Raw genomic sequence first — 15,837 nt, forward strand, 5'->3', positions numbered from 1 at the left:
ATACTGCTTATTCTATTTTACGTGAAAGCCTGATCTTTGCTTTTGTAACGGGCAGTTCTTCTTTCCCGCTCTTTAATGATACAACAGCTCCTGTATTATCTGCATTGACTTTAATGGTGAGGTCTATATTTTCTTCTTTTCCGAGTTTCCGGAATAATTCAAAAATTTCTTTTTCTTCAAAAGAATCTATCCATACACCGTATCTGTTTTTATTCTTATCCCGCCAGTAGAAACCGCAGAATTTTGGAACAGCTCTTTTTTTACAGGTATCCTCTTTCAGACTTTCCCCGAAAAGATTTTCCTGTTCCCCGTTATAGTTATTAAACCCGAAATCGATCCATTCGCTTCCTTCCGGCAAAACCACTGAGGGCTTCCAAGTATATTTTTCTCTGTACAGATCATAGATACCGGGATCGGGGTAGCCTTCTTTTTCTATTTTAGCTCTGATTTCCGGTTTAAATGTTTCATAGGAAGGATCTTTCAGCATTCTGTCTGCAAAGCCTTCTTTCAGCATATATTTGGCATTTCCGTATGCTTTTTCTTCGGTAATAAGGGTATCATGAGCCTGGAAAAAACCTACTTCTTTCTGGTTTCCGGGGCCGTTGATCCATAAAACGACACGTCCTTTCGGTGCAAGCCCTACAATAAAATTACTATAAGTAGTTTTCTTACCGTTATCCTGATCTATAAATCCTTTTGCAAAAAGATTTTTTATTTTTTCTTTATCCAGGTCCCATTTTCCGGTATAAAATTTATTTTCCACCAGTGAGTACCAGGTAAATTCCAGCTTAGAAGGAATATCCATCTGACTGGTTTCTACGCTCATTGTCCCGCCTTCATTTCCCCAGCCTGTATTCTGTGTTCCCCAGATGGCATCAAAGCCGTAAGTAAAATCATCTGCAATAATGGCTCCTTTGTAAATTTCCATCGGATATTCCTTCGGCGCAGAGATCGTTCCCAGCCAGCTGTATTTATCTTCCATTTTTTTATTTTGACAATTGATTAATGAGAAACTACTTATAATAAAAAGAATCAGAATTCTTAATTTATTTGTTTCCATGAGACATTATTTTCTTATTGCTTGCCAAAACAAGGTTATTTTTCTGGGCTTCCACATTAATTTTCTGTGCAATTTTTTCAACCTTTTTGCCGACATTCAAATGATAAGAGTCCGTGACTTTTATCTGTATATTTTTAGCAGTTTTAATGATGGCCATATCAGAAAAGTTTTGATTTTTCGGCACTATTGAATTCTACGATCTTTCCGCTCTGCATCGTCATGTTTTCCAGCTCGCTGAACATGGATATTTCTCCGGCTATTTCATTAGAGGTTTCAGACTGTCTTTTGAATTCTTTTTCCACCATTTCAGTTCTGGTATCCGAGGATTCACGGATATCACCGGAGGCCGTCTGTACAATGTCTTTTCCTGCTGTGGAAATAATACTGTCATTGGCAGAACTGTTGATTCCTTCTCCTGCACTGATCGAAATTTCTTTTCCGGCAGTGATGTTGATATTGTCTCCGGCGTTCAGTGTAAAGTTTTTGGGAGCTTTCATGCTGATATTTCCGGCACCATCCATGAAATAGATATTTCCGCTGGGATCCATGATCTTTACGCTTCCTTCTTCATCATTCATTAAAATCCTGATCCCACTTCTGGTCTGGATGGACTTCAGGTGGTTGTTGATTCCTCCGCCTAAAGCTATTCCTCCGTAGAACATTCCTCCCATTACGAAAGGCCTGTCCGGGTGGCTGTGGACAAAATTAACCATTACCTGGTCTCCTATCTCGGGAATAGCAACATACCCTCTGTTCTGTGTAATCTGGTCTGTTCCTCCCGCATCCGGACTCATCATCCTGATAAAATGTGTTGTATCGCTGGTCTGCCAGTCAAACCGCACCTGTATTCTGCCCTGTCCTTCCGGGTCTGTATTGGAGATTACGACTGCAGTCTGCGGTTCAGCTTTAGGGATCTTATATTCCGGTCTCGGAAGAAAACCTGTATCTGCAGCTATCCCTGTAAAGCTTCCTTTGTAATGTCCTATTGTATCAATCTCATGCTCCGATTCCGTGATCATAATTCTTGTGAAATAGGAAGTTTCATTGGAGTCCTGCTTCCGCATCTGGACATCGGCTACACATCCCGGGTGAAGGAACGGAACCGTTGTATTTCCTGAAATGGAAAAGACATTCACGGCAGCACTTCCTGAAGCACTTTTCTGAGAATATTCTATATCCAAATGGGTTGATGCCTTGATAGGGGCTATCTGAAGCGCGGGAGTTTTATAAATGCTATTATTATGCTCATAGGCCGTTTTTGCAATATCACTTACATGCTGAATCGGTGTGGATCCTGAGGTAAGTTTTTCGTTTTTATTGCTGTTGTACCCATAAAACTGGGGTTTGGTATGTACTGCTTTCAGTTCAACTTTAATATCATTGGCACTGCTTCCGTAGGTAAGGGTAATAGGCTTGTTCTGCGGGGGCAATTTTCCGAAATGGAGAACTTCACCATCATAAAAGAACTGTTCACCGTATGCCTCAGCCATTCTTGCGAGATAATTGTAATGGGTCTCATCATACTGGCTGCTGTAAATGATCTGGGAGAAATTATTGGCATCTATCCTGATATCAAAACGGCTTTTATCAATTCCCTGCTTGATAACCTCTTCGGCAATGATTCCCATATTAACCGGCTGGGTTCCTCCAAAACTCTGGGTATGGGAAGATCCGTCCAAAAGAACGGTAGGACTGCATCCTGTAAGCACAATATTCCCCAGGCTCATTTTTTCCTGGCTGAATGCAACACCGGTAATGATCCCAACAAAGGTTCTCTCGGGGCTGTTGTCTATATCTTTATAGGAAATAACGGCTGTAAGGCGTTTTCCGAGGAATTTATTGGCATCTTCCAATGAATGGGTCTGGCGGTCTCCAAGAGTATCATGAGCCAGGGTAAGTGTGAATTCATGATGACGCTGGGTGCTCTGTTTAAGTTTAAAATGCTTATAAAATTTGATAATTTTTCCTTCTATGACTAAGGAAAGCTTTACCAGACGGTTGATGCCGGCATGATGATTTTCGGATACCCCGTCTGCATTCTGTGCCGGACGAAAAGCCGCTCCTTTTGATTTTTCAGGTGTAGTTGACATATTTTATAAAGTGATTGGTGTTAAAGTGTGTATTTTATTTATTCAGTCGGGAATTTTTGAAAATAAACCAAGATTCCTTATCAGAAAATAGCGTTCACAGCAGGTAAAAAAAGACCGCCTTTGGGGACAGTCTCTTTGTATTTATACTACTCAGGACTTAGCTTAGCGGCCAGAATCCGTCATATAGTGAATTTCCATAAGTGACACTTTCCGCGCTTATCATAAAGCTTACCAGCATATTATTGCTGTCGACAGCATCAAAATCCACTTCATGGTGGATCACGTATCCGTTTTCCCATTTAAGAGTGATCAGTGTTCCTTCTTCGTGGGATTTATTGAAAGTAACTTCACCGCTTGTCGGCTTATACTTACCATTCAATAAGCTTTCAAGGATATCAGATTTTTCAGTGGCTTCAATAGTTAATTTTATCAAAGCGTTCGATGGATCGGATGCTACACGTCCTGAAACATCTGTAGATCTTGATACGCTATAATTAAGCTTTAGCAGCTTCTGTCCCTCACCTCCATTGAATTTTAAGATTCCTCTTGAATTTCCTGCCATATTCTTATATTTTAATCATTAATGATTATTTTTTATTCATAAAAATTGATATAACAAAGATAAACCCCGTGCCTTAATTTGAAAAGTTTTTGCCTAAGAGATTTACATTTTGTAGTAATTCTACGACTTTTTTTCTACTCATCTCTATTAAATATTAAAAAAATACAGTTTTTAACTTTACTTTATGAATGAGAATGAATGTAAAAATGCCTGTAATAATAAGATATGATCATGATGATGAGATTTAAAGCTACCATACCCATCAGAATACCGCTGTACTTTCTTTTTTTATCTACAAAGCTGAGGCTCAACGTAAAAAGAAACAGCAACAGTGTATAAACGGCCGGATACAGATGAAGGGCTTCTGAAAACTTCCCTTCAAATACAAGCACAACTGCTCTCTGGGCTCCACATCCCAGACATTCTATTCCCAGAAATCTCTTACTGGGACACGTCAGCATGAAGTCTTCAATTTTCATTCTGTTGTTATGATGAGATTTTCGCTCTTGCGTACTGGTGGGGAAAGAAGCAGTCTTCCTTCATTTCAAATGATCCCTGAACGGCAATATACGGGTTTCTTAAGATCTCTCTTGCCACGAATATGAGGTCAGCATCTCCTTTTTGCAGGATCTCCTCTGCCTGTTGCACTTTTGTGATCAATCCCACTGCCCCGGTTTTTACTTCTGCCTCTTTTTTAATCTGAGATGAAAAAGGTACCTGGTAACCATCGAATACAGGTATTTTCGCTCCATGAATATTTCCTCCGCTTGAAACATCCACCAGATCTACACTATGCTGTTTTAAGACTTCAGCAAGCTTTACACTGTCATTGATATTCCATCCGTTTTCGGCGTATTCGGTAGCGGAAATCCTTACAAAAAGGGCCGTATTCTCATCCAGCTCTTCATTCACGGCATCTACAATATCCAGCAGAAAGCGGATCCTGTTTTCAAAGCTGCCACCGTATTCGTCCGTTCTGATGTTGGAAAGCGGTGATAAAAACTGGTGAACCAGATATCCGTGCGCACCATGAATTTCTATGATATCAAAACCTGCTTTTACAGCTCTTTTGGCTGCTTCCCTAAAATTCTGTACCTGTTCTCTGATCTCTTCCACGGTAAGTACATGTGGAATTCTCTCGGATGGATGATAAGGAATGGCGCTCGGAGCAACCGTTTCCCAGCCTTCATCAAGGGGAATCTGGAGGTTATTCCAGGTGGAACCTTTTCTTCCTGCGTGGGCCAGCTGGATGCCTATTTTGCTTTCTGAACGGGAATGAACGAAATCAGCAATTTTCCTGAGTTGTTCTGCCTGCTGATCATTCCAGATCCCCATGCAGTGGTTGGTAATTCTTCCCCGCGGCTCTACTCCTGTAGCTTCAATCATGATGAGACCTGTCCCACCCTGAGACCTGCTTCCGTAATGCACAAAGTGGAAGTCATTGGCCATTCCGTTTTCGCATGAATACATACACATGGGAGACATTACCCATCTGTTTTTCAATTCTATATTTCTAAATTTTATGGGTGTGTATAACATATACTTTTTTGAATTTCAATTTAATAATGAATAAAAAAAACATTGCCGGACTGTTGAAAAAGGAGTAAATTTAGCCCCCTTTTTAGTCTGACTAATATATGAAAAAAGACATACAGATCAGTTACGAGCATTTTAAAAACAGCAGTGAACTGAACGATATAGAAAAAAAATTATTTGAGAGAGCGATACAGGCCCGTGAAAATGCTTACGCACCTTATTCTAATTTCCTTGTAGGATGTGCCGTATTACTGGAAAACGGCGAAATTTATTCCGGTAACAACCAGGAGAATGCGGCCTATCCATCGGGATTGTGTGCAGAAAGAACTACTCTTTTCTGGGTGGCAGCTAATTTTCCTGATGTAAAGGTGAAAAAGATCTTCGTTGTGGGAGGTCCTAAGGAATTTCATGATAAAAATCCTCCGATTCCTCCTTGCGGAGCCTGCAGACAAAGTTTAATAGAATATGAAACGAAGCAGAATGAAGATATTGACCTTTATTTTTCAAGCATGAATGATGAAGTGGTGAAGGTGCATTCTATCAAGGATCTGCTGCCGTTTTATTTTGATTCTTCATTTTTGTAAAAGTGAAATTTTGTCAATCGTCAATTTTGCTGCGCAAGTGAATGGTGAACTTAAAGCTTTAGGAATCAAGATCCAAGAATAAATATTTCAGATAACATATCCAAGAATTTTGTCAATGGTGAATTTTGCTGCGCAGGTGAATCATTAATTTAAAGAACTGTTTTTCAATTTTCAATATCATGCTCATTGCTAGTATGCGAATTTGTTTAAGCTTTTTTGTTAGAAAATCGCAAAGGCGCAAAGCTTTAATCTGTATGGATGTTTTCAGACGCAAGAAAATCAAAAATTTTCAGCAAAAACTCTAGAGCCTGTTTAAATTTTATTCAATAAAATTATGAGCAGAAATAATTACTAAAGAAACATATTTCTCTCGCAGATTTCCCGGATGACGCAGATTTATTTCAGTTATAAAAATATGCGCAATCTGCCCAATCAGCGAGATTTTAAAAATTTAAACAGGCTCTATAATAAAATGTTAGAAATTTTATCGCAGATAAAATCTTTACGCCTTAAAATGTCTTTTATAATATAATTTGCGCCTTTTCGATTGGTCAGCTATATAAAATACAAGTTTAAACAGATTTTTACGTTAAAAAATTGCCTTTCGCCGCAAAATTGACCATTCACAATTGACTTTTTTGTCTTTTGTGAAATACATTTAAAAAGTTATCTTTGCAAAAATTTTGGTTTCCAGCATCTTGGAAATAATAGGGAATTGGGTGAAACACCCAAACTGTCCCCGCAACTGTAAATCGCAATAAGATTTTCTGCAAAAAACCACTGTTCATACGGGAAGGTGCAGAAAGCGAAAGTCAGGAGACCTGCCAAAATTATAACTAAAAACGTATTACTTTCGGAGGAAAAGTAAAATAGTATGGATATAAAAAGGTCTTTATTACTGCTTGGTCTGTCTTACGGCAGCTTTCTTTTGGGACAGGAGAAAGCCGTTGACACGATTTATATTTTCGACAGCCAGATGAGTAAGGTGAAGCTTTTTCACCCGGTCCGTACGATTACTCCAAAAGATATCGAGAAAAATTCAACCAATCTTTCTGAACTTTTACGCTTTCAGTCTTCTATTTACATCAAAGAAAACGGGCGTGGCGCTGTTTCTTCGCCTTCATTCCGGGGAACAACTGCTCAGCAGACGGCTTTTGTATGGAACGGAATTAATATTAATTCCAGTTTTCTGGGACAGGGAGATGTTAATAATATTCCTTTGTTCGGATATGACCAGATCGACGTAAAGGCTGGTGGCGGAAGTGTTGTTTACGGCAGTGGAGCCATCGGCGGAAGTATTCACTTAAATAATATTCTGGATTTCAACAGGGGTTTTAAAGCTTCCGTTTATTCGGAGGCGGGTTCTTTTGATACGTATAATAATTTTCTGCAGGCTTCTTTCAGTAATGATAAATTAAGTGTTAAGGTTTCCGGGAGCTATTTAACGAGTCAGAATGATTATAAAGTTCCTGAATTTGTTGTAGGAAGTACGGGATTTTATAATGTTAACGGCAGATATTATAATACTTCAGTCAACATTGGAGCTTCTTATAAAATTGCTGATCACCAGACTATTTCATGGCAGAACCAGATGTTTGATGCGTCACAGCATTATCCTGTTTTTGAACAAATTGGAAACAGAACAAAATATAAAGCACAGACTTTAAGAAGCCTTGTCGCATGGGATATTAATAAAAGTAATCTTTCGAACAGCTTAAAAGCGGCTTATACGGAAGATAATTTCCAGTATTTTTCAGATCTTAACCAGCCTAAAGCAAGCGGTGCAGAGGGAAAGAATTATATTTTAAAAAATGATTTCAACTATTTCATCACTCCAAAGATCAACATCAATGCTATCGGGGAGTTTCAGGTGAATAAGGGTGAAGGTTATCAGGCAGAGAAAGACAGTCAATCGGGAATTGGGGTGATCAGCAGAAATGTAGGTTCGCTATCCGGCCTGATCAGGTATTTTGCTACAAAAGATCTTCGTTTTGAAGGGGGAATCAAAAAGGATTTTGTGGAGGGTATTTCTTCTCCGCTTCTGTATTCTTTTTCGGGAAAATGGGATGCTTTAAAGTGGTATCATATGGGGGTTAATTTTTCAAGAAACTTCAGATATCCTTCTTTTAATGATCTTTACTGGAGGCCCGGCGGAAATCTGGATCTGCTTCCTGAAACTTCCACGAATATTGATATGAATCATGAGCTGATTTTTGGAGATTTTAAAATTACATTAAGTCCTTATTATATGGACATCAAAAATCTGATCAACTGGCTTCCGACACCTTACGGATATTGGGCGCCTGTAAATACTTACAGAGTGGAATCCTACGGTTTGGAATCGCAGGCTACATGGAACAAAAAATTCGGTAAACATGCTTTGAAGCTGGATGCAGGATACACTTATACGAAATCTATCAACAAGAATACTCAAATGCAGATGATGTATGTCCCGATCCACAAAGCTGTCGGAAATATCGAGTATGGGTATTCGTTCTTTAAGCTATATGCGCAGGGGCTTTTCAACGGTCTTACCTATACGACCACCGATGAGCAAAGATCTACGGCTATTGATCCTTATTTTATTTTAAATACAGGTGTTTCTGCCGCAATTTTCAAGAAATACACTTTAGGATTTAAAGTGAACAACGTGACCAATACGGTTTATCAGACGGTATCTCTTTATCCGATGCCTAAGAGAAATTACAGTATATATGCAACTATTAATTTTTAAACTTAAAAATATTATGAAACTGAACAAATTTCTACCTATTCTTTTTGCTTTTACCCTTCTTCTGGGCATTGTGTCCTGTAGCAGTGATAATAATGAGGAGCAGGAAATATTCTATGGCAACGGCTTTTTAATCGCTAATGAAGGTACTTTCGGAAAACCTGAAGGTGACGTAACATTTGTAAGTGCAGACCTTAACCTTAAGCAGGATAATGTTTTCGCACTTAATAACGGTGGAGCGAAATTAGGTGATGTTTTACAGATGGTTGCTTTTAACGGTGAAAATGCTTATCTCTTATTGAATAATTCCAATAAGATCCAGATCGCAAACCGTTATAGTTTTAAAGCAAATGGCGAGATTACCGCTGAACTTAATTCTCCGCGATATATGGCTTTTGCCAACAACAATATTTATGTAACAAACGATAAATATTTAGGTGATAAGTATGTAAGCATCTATAAAGCTTCAGACCGTTCTTTCATCAAAAAAATCACTTTCACAGATGCTGCTGAAAGAATTGTAGAAGCGGGAAACAATATCTTTGTACAGAATGCTTCATTCGGTTTTGGAAATAAGATCACTTATATCAATACTTCTACCAACAATGTTCAGTCTACAATCACGTTGCCGGCCGGAAACATCAACAAGATCGTTTCAAGCAATCAAAATGTGTATGCGATTGCTACGGGAACTACAGATTCTTATATCTACGAGATCTCAAACACTGGCGGCATTACAAAAACAACAACTCTGACAGGTATTGCCAACGCCACCAACCTTGAAATTGCCAATGGTAAGTTTTATTTCACTTCAGGGAAAAACGTGTACAAAATGGATATGAGCGCTACAACAGCACCTACAGCACCATTGTTTACTGTAGCAAACAGTGTTGATGCATATTCTGCTTTATATGGATTCAGTGTGATCAATGACAAAATTTTCACTTCGGATTCCAATGGATTTACGCAGGCGAGTAAAATTGTGGTTTACAGTACTTCAGGAGCCATCATCAGATCGTTTACAACAGGTATAGGCTCAAATTCCGTCTATGCAAACTAAGACATTAATACTCCGGTATTATCTATAAATTTTATTTTTTTTCATCATTTGTGTTTTTTATCAGGCCGCTTCTCCGAGGCGGTCTGATTTTGTTTTTACTGATTATAAAATGCTTCGGCGGGACTTTGTCCCGCCGAAGCATTTTTATATTTAACTAAGTTCCGGATACGAAAATCTTTGTTTATCCTTGTGTTTAAATCCTATCCCAAATTCAGCCTATTTTAATTTTAATTATATTTCAGTCCCAGCTTTTCAGCTTCTGCAATCACAAACCTTTCAGCTTCTTCTTTATCATTAGCAATCTCCCCTTCAAGAATGGCTTCTTTTACTTTTTCTTTCAGGATCCCGATCTCTTTTCCGGGTTTAAGATTAAACATCTGCATGATTTCTTCTCCGGTGATCGGCGGCTGGAAATTGCGTACCTGATCTTTTTCCTCCACTTCTTTGATTTTCACTGCCACATATTCGAAATTCTTTTTGAATCTGTCCTGCTTTTTGGAGTTTTTGGTTGTAATATCTGCTTTACAAAGGGTAAACAGGTCTTCCAGATTTTCTCCGGCATCAAATAAAAGTCTTCTCAATGCAGAGTCCGAAGCATCATCAGTGATCAGTGCAATTGGACGTGAGGAAAGCTTTACCATTTTCTGGACATACTTCATATCGCTTCCCAGCGGCTGCTTGAGTCTATGGAAAAGCGTCTTTACCATTTTTGAGCCTAGAAATTCATGTCCGTGGAAAGTCCATCCTGTTCCTTCCACGTATTTTTTGGTAGGCGCTTTACCTATATCGTGTAATAATGCTGACCAGCGAAGCCACAGATTATCTGTATTTTCAGAAATATTATCCACTACTTCTAAGGTATGGTAGAAATTGTCTTTGTGAGTCTGCCCTTCCACTTCTTCTACTCCTTTCAGCTCGATCAATTCTGGAATAATCAGTTTTAAAAGCCCGGTTTCTTCCATTAATCCAAGTCCTACAGAAGGTTTTTCAGACATCATGATCTTATTGAATTCAACCATGATCCTTTCCATAGAAACGATCTTGATTCTTTCTGCTTCCTGCTTTATAGCATTAAGGGATTTTTCTTCAATGATAAAATTTAATGTTGAAGCAAAACGAACGGCTCTCATCATCCTCAGCGGATCATCAGAATAGGTTTGAGCCGGTTCCAAAGGGGTTCTTAAAATCCCTTTTTCCAGATCTTCAACGCCATTGAAAGGGTCTATAAGCTCTCCGAAATTCGCTTTATTTAAAGAAATTGCCATTGCATTGATGGTGAAATCTCTTCTTTTCTGGTCGTCTTCCAGAGTTCCGCCTTCTACCTCCGGCTTACGGCTGTTCTCGGTATAGCTTTCTTTTCTGGCCCCTACAAACTCCAGCTCAAGATCTTTGTATTTGATCATCGCTGTTCCGTATGTTTTGAAGACAGAAACTTTTAATTTAGGGTCAATATCCTTCGCAACAGTTTCTGCAAGCTCAATACCGCTTTGTTCAGTAACAAAATCGATATCGGTAGATGCTTTTCTCTTCATCAGAAGATCGCGAACGTAACCACCGACAATGTACACCGACTGGTTATTCTTTTCCGCAGCATCAGCAATGATCTTGAATAGTTTTAAATTTTTATTTTGAGTAAGATTAATTTTCATCGTTAATAAATAGGTCGTCTTTTTTCTAGCAATGTATCTTTTCCATTAATCATAATGGGCATACATTTTATTAATTTTTCCTTCATCATCAAAAAACATGATTTCCACAGCATGCTTATCCATAATAGATTTATAAAACAATGCCACCGAATTCACCACCCGCTGTTGATCTGGAAACTTGTCCAGTGCTTTTTTCCAGTATTCCCGGCCAGCTTCTTTTCCCTTTTATACTTTATTTCCTGTAGCCATTACAATCATTGGTGTTGTCACTTCTTATATCTCCGGCAAATGGGACACTATATTGTCGAGATCATGGGAGTTCCAGGCACGAATCCATTCTTCAGCGAACTTTTGATAGTTCATGCTATGTCTTTATCAGTTTGAAGAATGCAAAGATAGAAATTTAAAAAAAGAAATCCTGCCGATATATATTGACAAGATTTAAATTGAGAGAATTATTGCCGGATTTTTATTCCCGAAGAACTTTAATCCTGTTATCACTCCATATTTTTATTACCGAAGACCCTGAATATTTTGAGACTTTCTCTCTGTCCTCTTCTACGGCATAATCTACCAAATTAATGATTTCCGGAGAAATATCCGAAAATTTCAACGGACTTTTATCTCCACTGAAATTGGCCGAGGTGGAAACGAGAGGCCTGTTCAGCTTTGTGATGAGTTTTCTGCAGAAATCAGTTTTTATCAGCCTGATCCCTATACTTCCGTCTTCAGCAAGCAGTTCCTTTGGAAGTCCGCGGGGATTTTCATAAACAATGGTTACCGGTTTTTCGCTAAGGTCAATAATTTCCCAGGCCATTTCCGGAACATCCACAAGGTCCTGAAGTCTTTTTTCAGATTCCACCAGAATGATCATTGATTTATTTTTTTCCCTTTTTTTAATGTCAAAAATTTTATTGACTGCTTCTGTATTGGTGGCATCACAACCAATTCCCCAGATGGTATCTGTCGGGTAAAGGATCGTTCCGCCGGATTTTAATATTTCGATAATGTTTTCCATAATTTAATAAGGCATAAAACCTGTATAAAGGTAAAAAAACAGGAAGGTTCAGCCAAAAAATACGGGATAAATGTTTTGGCCGGTTGAATTGATAGGTTTTGCTGAAGCCTAATGATTTTATTTTTTATTAAATGGGCTAAAGCCATATTTGGCAGCAGATTATCATAAAAAAACGGGCTTTAGCCCGTTCCTATTGAATTTTTATATATCATTACCTGTTCCTGGCTCTAAATCTATCTATTTCAATCCCGGTAAATATCTTTCTTCAATGATACTCAAGTGGTGATAATTGTGTCCCACAATCAGTTTCCCGATGGTTTCTACAGCCAGTTGATTTCCATTAGCTGTACCTGTGTTGCTCAATACAGACGGCTCAAAGGTTTCCAGCATGATTCGGGAAGATTTCCTTACGAGCTGATATTCTTCTATCAGGGATTCCAGAGATCTTTTATCAGCAAAAGAATTGGCAGCATACTTTTCTTCATCAAAGCCCGGCAGTTCTGCTTTTTCTCCCCTAGCAAAAGCTAAAATCCTATATTGAAATATCCTTTCAGTATCGGATAAATGCAGTAAAAGTTCTTTCAGCGTCCATTTTCCTTCTGCGTAAGCAAAAAGAGACTGTTCTTCTGTAAGATCAGCATATATTTCTACTGTTTTATCTCCGGATTTTTTTAGTTCTCCGATCCAATTTTCAGAAGGGATCTGGTCTAAATATCTCTTTACGTATTTTTGAAAATCAGACATGTTTTTTGAGTTATAAGTTATTAATGATAAGTGAACAATTATAATTGATGAATGATGTGTAAAGTGAAATTAACAAATTGACTATTCACAATTGACGATTAACCATTCACAATTTTTTCTTTCTGTTCCCTGTTCGTCCATTCATAAAAATTCACGGAATCATACAGTTCAAAACCGCAGGCCGGATACAACCGGTTTCCGACATCATTGCTTTTCCCTGTTTCCAGAAGGACTCCGCAGGCATTGGATGATCTGCATAATTCTTTTGCTTCTTCGATCAGTTCTTTGGAATAGCCTTTTCCTCTGTAATTTTCGTTGACATAGAGATCATTCAACAGCCAGTATCGCTGCATTCTTGTGGACGAAATAGGGGATACAGCTGAACAAATCCTATCAATTTGCCATCTTCTTCTGCTACAAAAATTTCTGAATCTTTGTTTTCCAATCTTTCCCTGAGAAAATTTCCAGCAGCAGGAATGTCAGATTCCTTATGATAAAAAACTCTGTATTGGTCAAATAAGTCGGCTAATTGATCCAGGTCTTCAATGGCTGCTTTTCTGGTATTTTTCATATTGATTATAAATGATGATCGTAACTCAGCACCCTTTTCATCTTCCACTGCTTATCCTCCTGTATCCACAAAATAGTAAATTTCGCCCGGCTCCCCTGATTCCATTTCCCGTTGGAAAACTCAAAGAAATCATGTTCCCCTTCTTCTATGAAAGCGTACAGAACATTATTGTTGTATAAAGGATAGACTTTCATACTATTGGGTACAAGGTCACGTTTTATCTTATTGGGTCCGCCACAGATATTATTTTTAATGGAAGCGGTAAAAGCTTTCTCACCGGAAGTGATTCCTCCTTTATCATGATAAAATTCCAGGTCGCTGCTGACTATAGCTTTATAATGAGAAAGATCACATTTATTAAATCCTATATCAAATATCAGACTGTCCAGCTTTTTAGCTGTCTTATACAGCTCATCGGTAGTTTTTACCTGTGAGTATACCATCTGACTGAAAAAACTTAAGACCAGAAAAAACTGAATCTTTCTCATTATATTGGTTTACAAGTGTTAAGAAAAGGCTTTTTCAAGATCTGTGATAAGATCTTCTGCATCTTCAATGCCAACGCTCAAACGAACTAAATCGTCTGTAATGCCTAATTCCTCGCGTTTATCTGCCGGAATGGAAGCATGCGTCATCAGTGCCGGGTGATTCGCTAAAGATTCTACTCCGCCCAATGATTCTGCCAGAGTGAAAACCCTTACTCTTTCAAGGAATTTTATAGCATCTTCTTTTTTACCCGATTTGAAAGTGAAAGAAACCATTCCCCCTGATTCTTTCATCTGGGATTTGGCAAGTTCGTACTGAGGGTGAGATTCCAATCCCGGATAGATTACTTTATCCACTGCAGGATGATTTTCAAGATATTTCGCTACAGCAAGCCCGTTGTCTGAGTGACGCTGCATTCTTAATGCTAAGGTTTTGATTCCTCTTAAAACAAGGTAAGAATCGTGAGGTCCCAAAATACCACCGCTCGCAAACTGGATAAAGTGAAGCTTTTCTCCCATTTCGGCATCTTTTGCGATCAATGCTCCGGCAATTACATCGGAATGCCCGCCCAGGTATTTCGTAGCTGAATGCATGACGATATCAGCTCCAAGATCAATCGGTCTCTGGATATAAGGTGTCGCGAAAGTATTGTCTACGGCAACCAGAATATCTTTTCCTTTTGCTATTTCAACTACCGCTTTAATGTCTACCAGTTTCATCAAGGGGTTCGTAGGAGTTTCTACCCAGATCAGTTTTGTTTTGTCGGTGATCACATCAGCAATTTTGGAAACATCATCAAAATTCACGAAAGTAAATTTCAGCTGATATTTTTCAAAAAGTCTTGTAAACATTCTGTAGGTACCTCCGTAAAGGTCATCTACCGCTACTACCTCATCACCGGGATTCAGTAATTTCAAAACGCAGTCGATGGCAGCAAGCCCTGATCCGAAAGCAAGACCTCTCGCCCCGTTTTCAATGCTTGCCAGAGAATCTTCCAAAGCCTGTCTTGTAGGATTGGCAGCTCTTGAATATTCATATCCTGAATGTACTCCCGGACTTTTCTGTGCAAATGTAGAAGTTAAAAATACGGGAACATTGACAGAACCCGTTGCAGACTCATGGTGCTGCCCTCCGTGAATTACTTTTGTATTAAAATTCATACTATTTTTATTTTTTTATAAGCCTCCCATGAAAAAATCAAGGCTTTTTGAAACGTTATCAGATTTTCTTTTCACTTCCAGCTTTCCGTTATAAGCATACGCCAGAACTTCTATATCTTCCGGAACTTTATCGGGTACCGTAGTTGTGAAAGAAGCCAGATATTCACTGTTTTCATACCTGTCTTTACCGGTCTCTTTAAGTTCTTCAAACTTTCCGTTGATCCTGAGAATTATTTTTTTCAGGGAATCATCTATATAAGCAATATCTGAGCCGTTTCCTTTAATGAAATCATCCATAGTGGGAACAAGCTCCATGATAGATTCACCTTCCATGTCATGAGGATGAAGACTTCCCTTCAGCATGGCCGCAGGAATATCCTTTTCTTTAAATAAAGCGATATCCAGTACTGCGTTTTCTGAAATTTTCTCAGTTTCCGGAACGTCACCGGTTTCAGAAGCCGGAAGTTGTTCAGCCTGTACAGTAGAGTCCTGAATTTTTGCTTCCCCGGCTTCGGTTTTTTTATCGCATGCGGCCAGCAATACCGCTGTACTGATGAGTAAAAGTGCTTTTTTCATATAATTTTGT

Annotated in this window: 17 protein-coding genes and 1 riboswitch; of the genes, 3 read left to right on the forward strand and 14 right to left on the reverse strand. The window is 38.6% G+C overall.

Features of this window, described 5'->3' with window-relative positions; translation table 11 throughout:
- Positions 1-7: 7 nt before the first annotated feature.
- The 6 genes from IX38_RS09900 to namA all read right to left on the reverse strand — a co-directional run bounded on the left by IX38_RS09900 (position 8) and on the right by namA (position 5,251).
- Complete coding sequence (locus tag IX38_RS09900; protein WP_262483440.1) at positions 8-982, reverse strand: DUF2931 family protein; 975 nt, start codon at positions 980-982, stop codon at positions 8-10.
- A gap of 64 nt (positions 983-1,046) precedes the next feature.
- Positions 1,047-1,217 (reverse strand): hypothetical protein, encoded by a 171-nt coding sequence (locus IX38_RS22965; protein ID WP_157963379.1) that lies wholly within the window; start codon positions 1,215-1,217, stop codon positions 1,047-1,049.
- Position 1,218: 1 nt separating this feature from the next.
- On the reverse strand, positions 1,219-3,150 hold the full coding sequence (locus IX38_RS09905) for a type VI secretion system Vgr family protein (protein ID WP_034704359.1): 1,932 nt from the start codon (positions 3,148-3,150) through the stop codon (positions 1,219-1,221).
- 157 nt (positions 3,151-3,307) lie between these two features.
- Positions 3,308-3,712 carry a type VI secretion system tube protein TssD gene (tssD, locus tag IX38_RS09910; protein ID WP_034704360.1) on the reverse strand — a complete coding sequence of 135 codons (405 nt, stop codon included), beginning with the start codon at positions 3,710-3,712 and terminating at the stop codon, positions 3,308-3,310.
- A 182-nt stretch (positions 3,713-3,894) separates the two neighbouring features.
- The gene (locus IX38_RS09915; protein ID WP_034704362.1) at positions 3,895-4,191 is read right to left on the reverse strand and encodes a DUF2752 domain-containing protein; all 297 of its coding nucleotides are present in this window, start codon (positions 4,189-4,191) and stop codon (positions 3,895-3,897) included.
- A gap of 7 nt (positions 4,192-4,198) precedes the next feature.
- The gene (gene namA, locus IX38_RS09920) at positions 4,199-5,251 is read right to left on the reverse strand and encodes an NADPH dehydrogenase NamA (protein ID WP_034704365.1); all 1,053 of its coding nucleotides are present in this window, start codon (positions 5,249-5,251) and stop codon (positions 4,199-4,201) included.
- A 98-nt stretch (positions 5,252-5,349) separates the two neighbouring features.
- Here namA and cdd point away from each other — a divergent pair, with 98 nt between their 5' ends.
- The 3 genes from cdd (at position 5,350) to IX38_RS09935 (ending at position 9,623) form a co-directional block, all read left to right on the forward strand.
- Complete coding sequence (cdd, locus tag IX38_RS09925) at positions 5,350-5,832, forward strand: cytidine deaminase (protein ID WP_034704368.1); 483 nt, start codon at positions 5,350-5,352, stop codon at positions 5,830-5,832.
- 667 nt (positions 5,833-6,499) lie between these two features.
- Positions 6,500-6,675: riboswitch (cobalamin riboswitch) on the forward strand.
- Between the two features lie 31 nt (positions 6,676-6,706).
- Complete coding sequence (locus IX38_RS09930) at positions 6,707-8,566, forward strand: TonB-dependent receptor plug domain-containing protein (RefSeq protein ID WP_051884604.1); 1,860 nt, start codon at positions 6,707-6,709, stop codon at positions 8,564-8,566.
- A 13-nt stretch (positions 8,567-8,579) separates the two neighbouring features.
- The gene (locus IX38_RS09935) at positions 8,580-9,623 is read left to right on the forward strand and encodes a hypothetical protein (RefSeq protein WP_034704770.1); all 1,044 of its coding nucleotides are present in this window, start codon (positions 8,580-8,582) and stop codon (positions 9,621-9,623) included.
- 227 nt (positions 9,624-9,850) lie between these two features.
- Here IX38_RS09935 and IX38_RS09940 read toward each other — a convergent pair whose 3' ends face one another.
- The 8 genes from IX38_RS09940 to IX38_RS09970 form a co-directional block, all read right to left on the reverse strand.
- Complete coding sequence (locus tag IX38_RS09940) at positions 9,851-11,272, reverse strand: CCA tRNA nucleotidyltransferase (protein ID WP_034704370.1); 1,422 nt, start codon at positions 11,270-11,272, stop codon at positions 9,851-9,853.
- A gap of 469 nt (positions 11,273-11,741) precedes the next feature.
- Complete coding sequence (locus tag IX38_RS09945) at positions 11,742-12,290, reverse strand: L-threonylcarbamoyladenylate synthase (RefSeq protein ID WP_034704371.1); 549 nt, start codon at positions 12,288-12,290, stop codon at positions 11,742-11,744.
- Positions 12,291-12,527: 237 nt separating this feature from the next.
- Entirely contained in the window at positions 12,528-13,034 is a 507-nt protein-coding gene (locus IX38_RS09950) for a DinB family protein (RefSeq protein WP_034704373.1), read from the reverse strand.
- 98 nt (positions 13,035-13,132) lie between these two features.
- Positions 13,133-13,387, reverse strand: coding sequence for a GNAT family N-acetyltransferase (locus tag IX38_RS23435; protein ID WP_394331183.1), 255 nt, complete (start codon positions 13,385-13,387; stop codon positions 13,133-13,135).
- Positions 13,366-13,605, reverse strand: a complete 240-nt coding sequence (locus IX38_RS23440; RefSeq protein WP_394331184.1) for a GNAT family N-acetyltransferase — start codon at positions 13,603-13,605, stop codon at positions 13,366-13,368. Before IX38_RS23440 ends, IX38_RS23435 begins: the two co-directional genes overlap by 22 nt.
- Positions 13,606-13,610: 5 nt before the next feature.
- The gene (locus IX38_RS09960) at positions 13,611-14,093 is read right to left on the reverse strand and encodes a nuclear transport factor 2 family protein (protein ID WP_034704374.1); all 483 of its coding nucleotides are present in this window, start codon (positions 14,091-14,093) and stop codon (positions 13,611-13,613) included.
- 18 nt (positions 14,094-14,111) lie between these two features.
- Positions 14,112-15,251 carry a cystathionine gamma-synthase gene (locus IX38_RS09965; RefSeq protein ID WP_034704377.1) on the reverse strand — a complete coding sequence of 380 codons (1,140 nt, stop codon included), beginning with the start codon at positions 15,249-15,251 and terminating at the stop codon, positions 14,112-14,114.
- Between the two features lie 15 nt (positions 15,252-15,266).
- Positions 15,267-15,827 carry a hypothetical protein gene (locus IX38_RS09970; protein WP_034704379.1) on the reverse strand — a complete coding sequence of 187 codons (561 nt, stop codon included), beginning with the start codon at positions 15,825-15,827 and terminating at the stop codon, positions 15,267-15,269.
- Positions 15,828-15,837 lie beyond the last annotated feature (10 nt).

The organism is Chryseobacterium luteum (assembly GCF_000737785.1).
Lineage (GTDB): Bacteria > Bacteroidota > Bacteroidia > Flavobacteriales > Weeksellaceae > Chryseobacterium > Chryseobacterium luteum.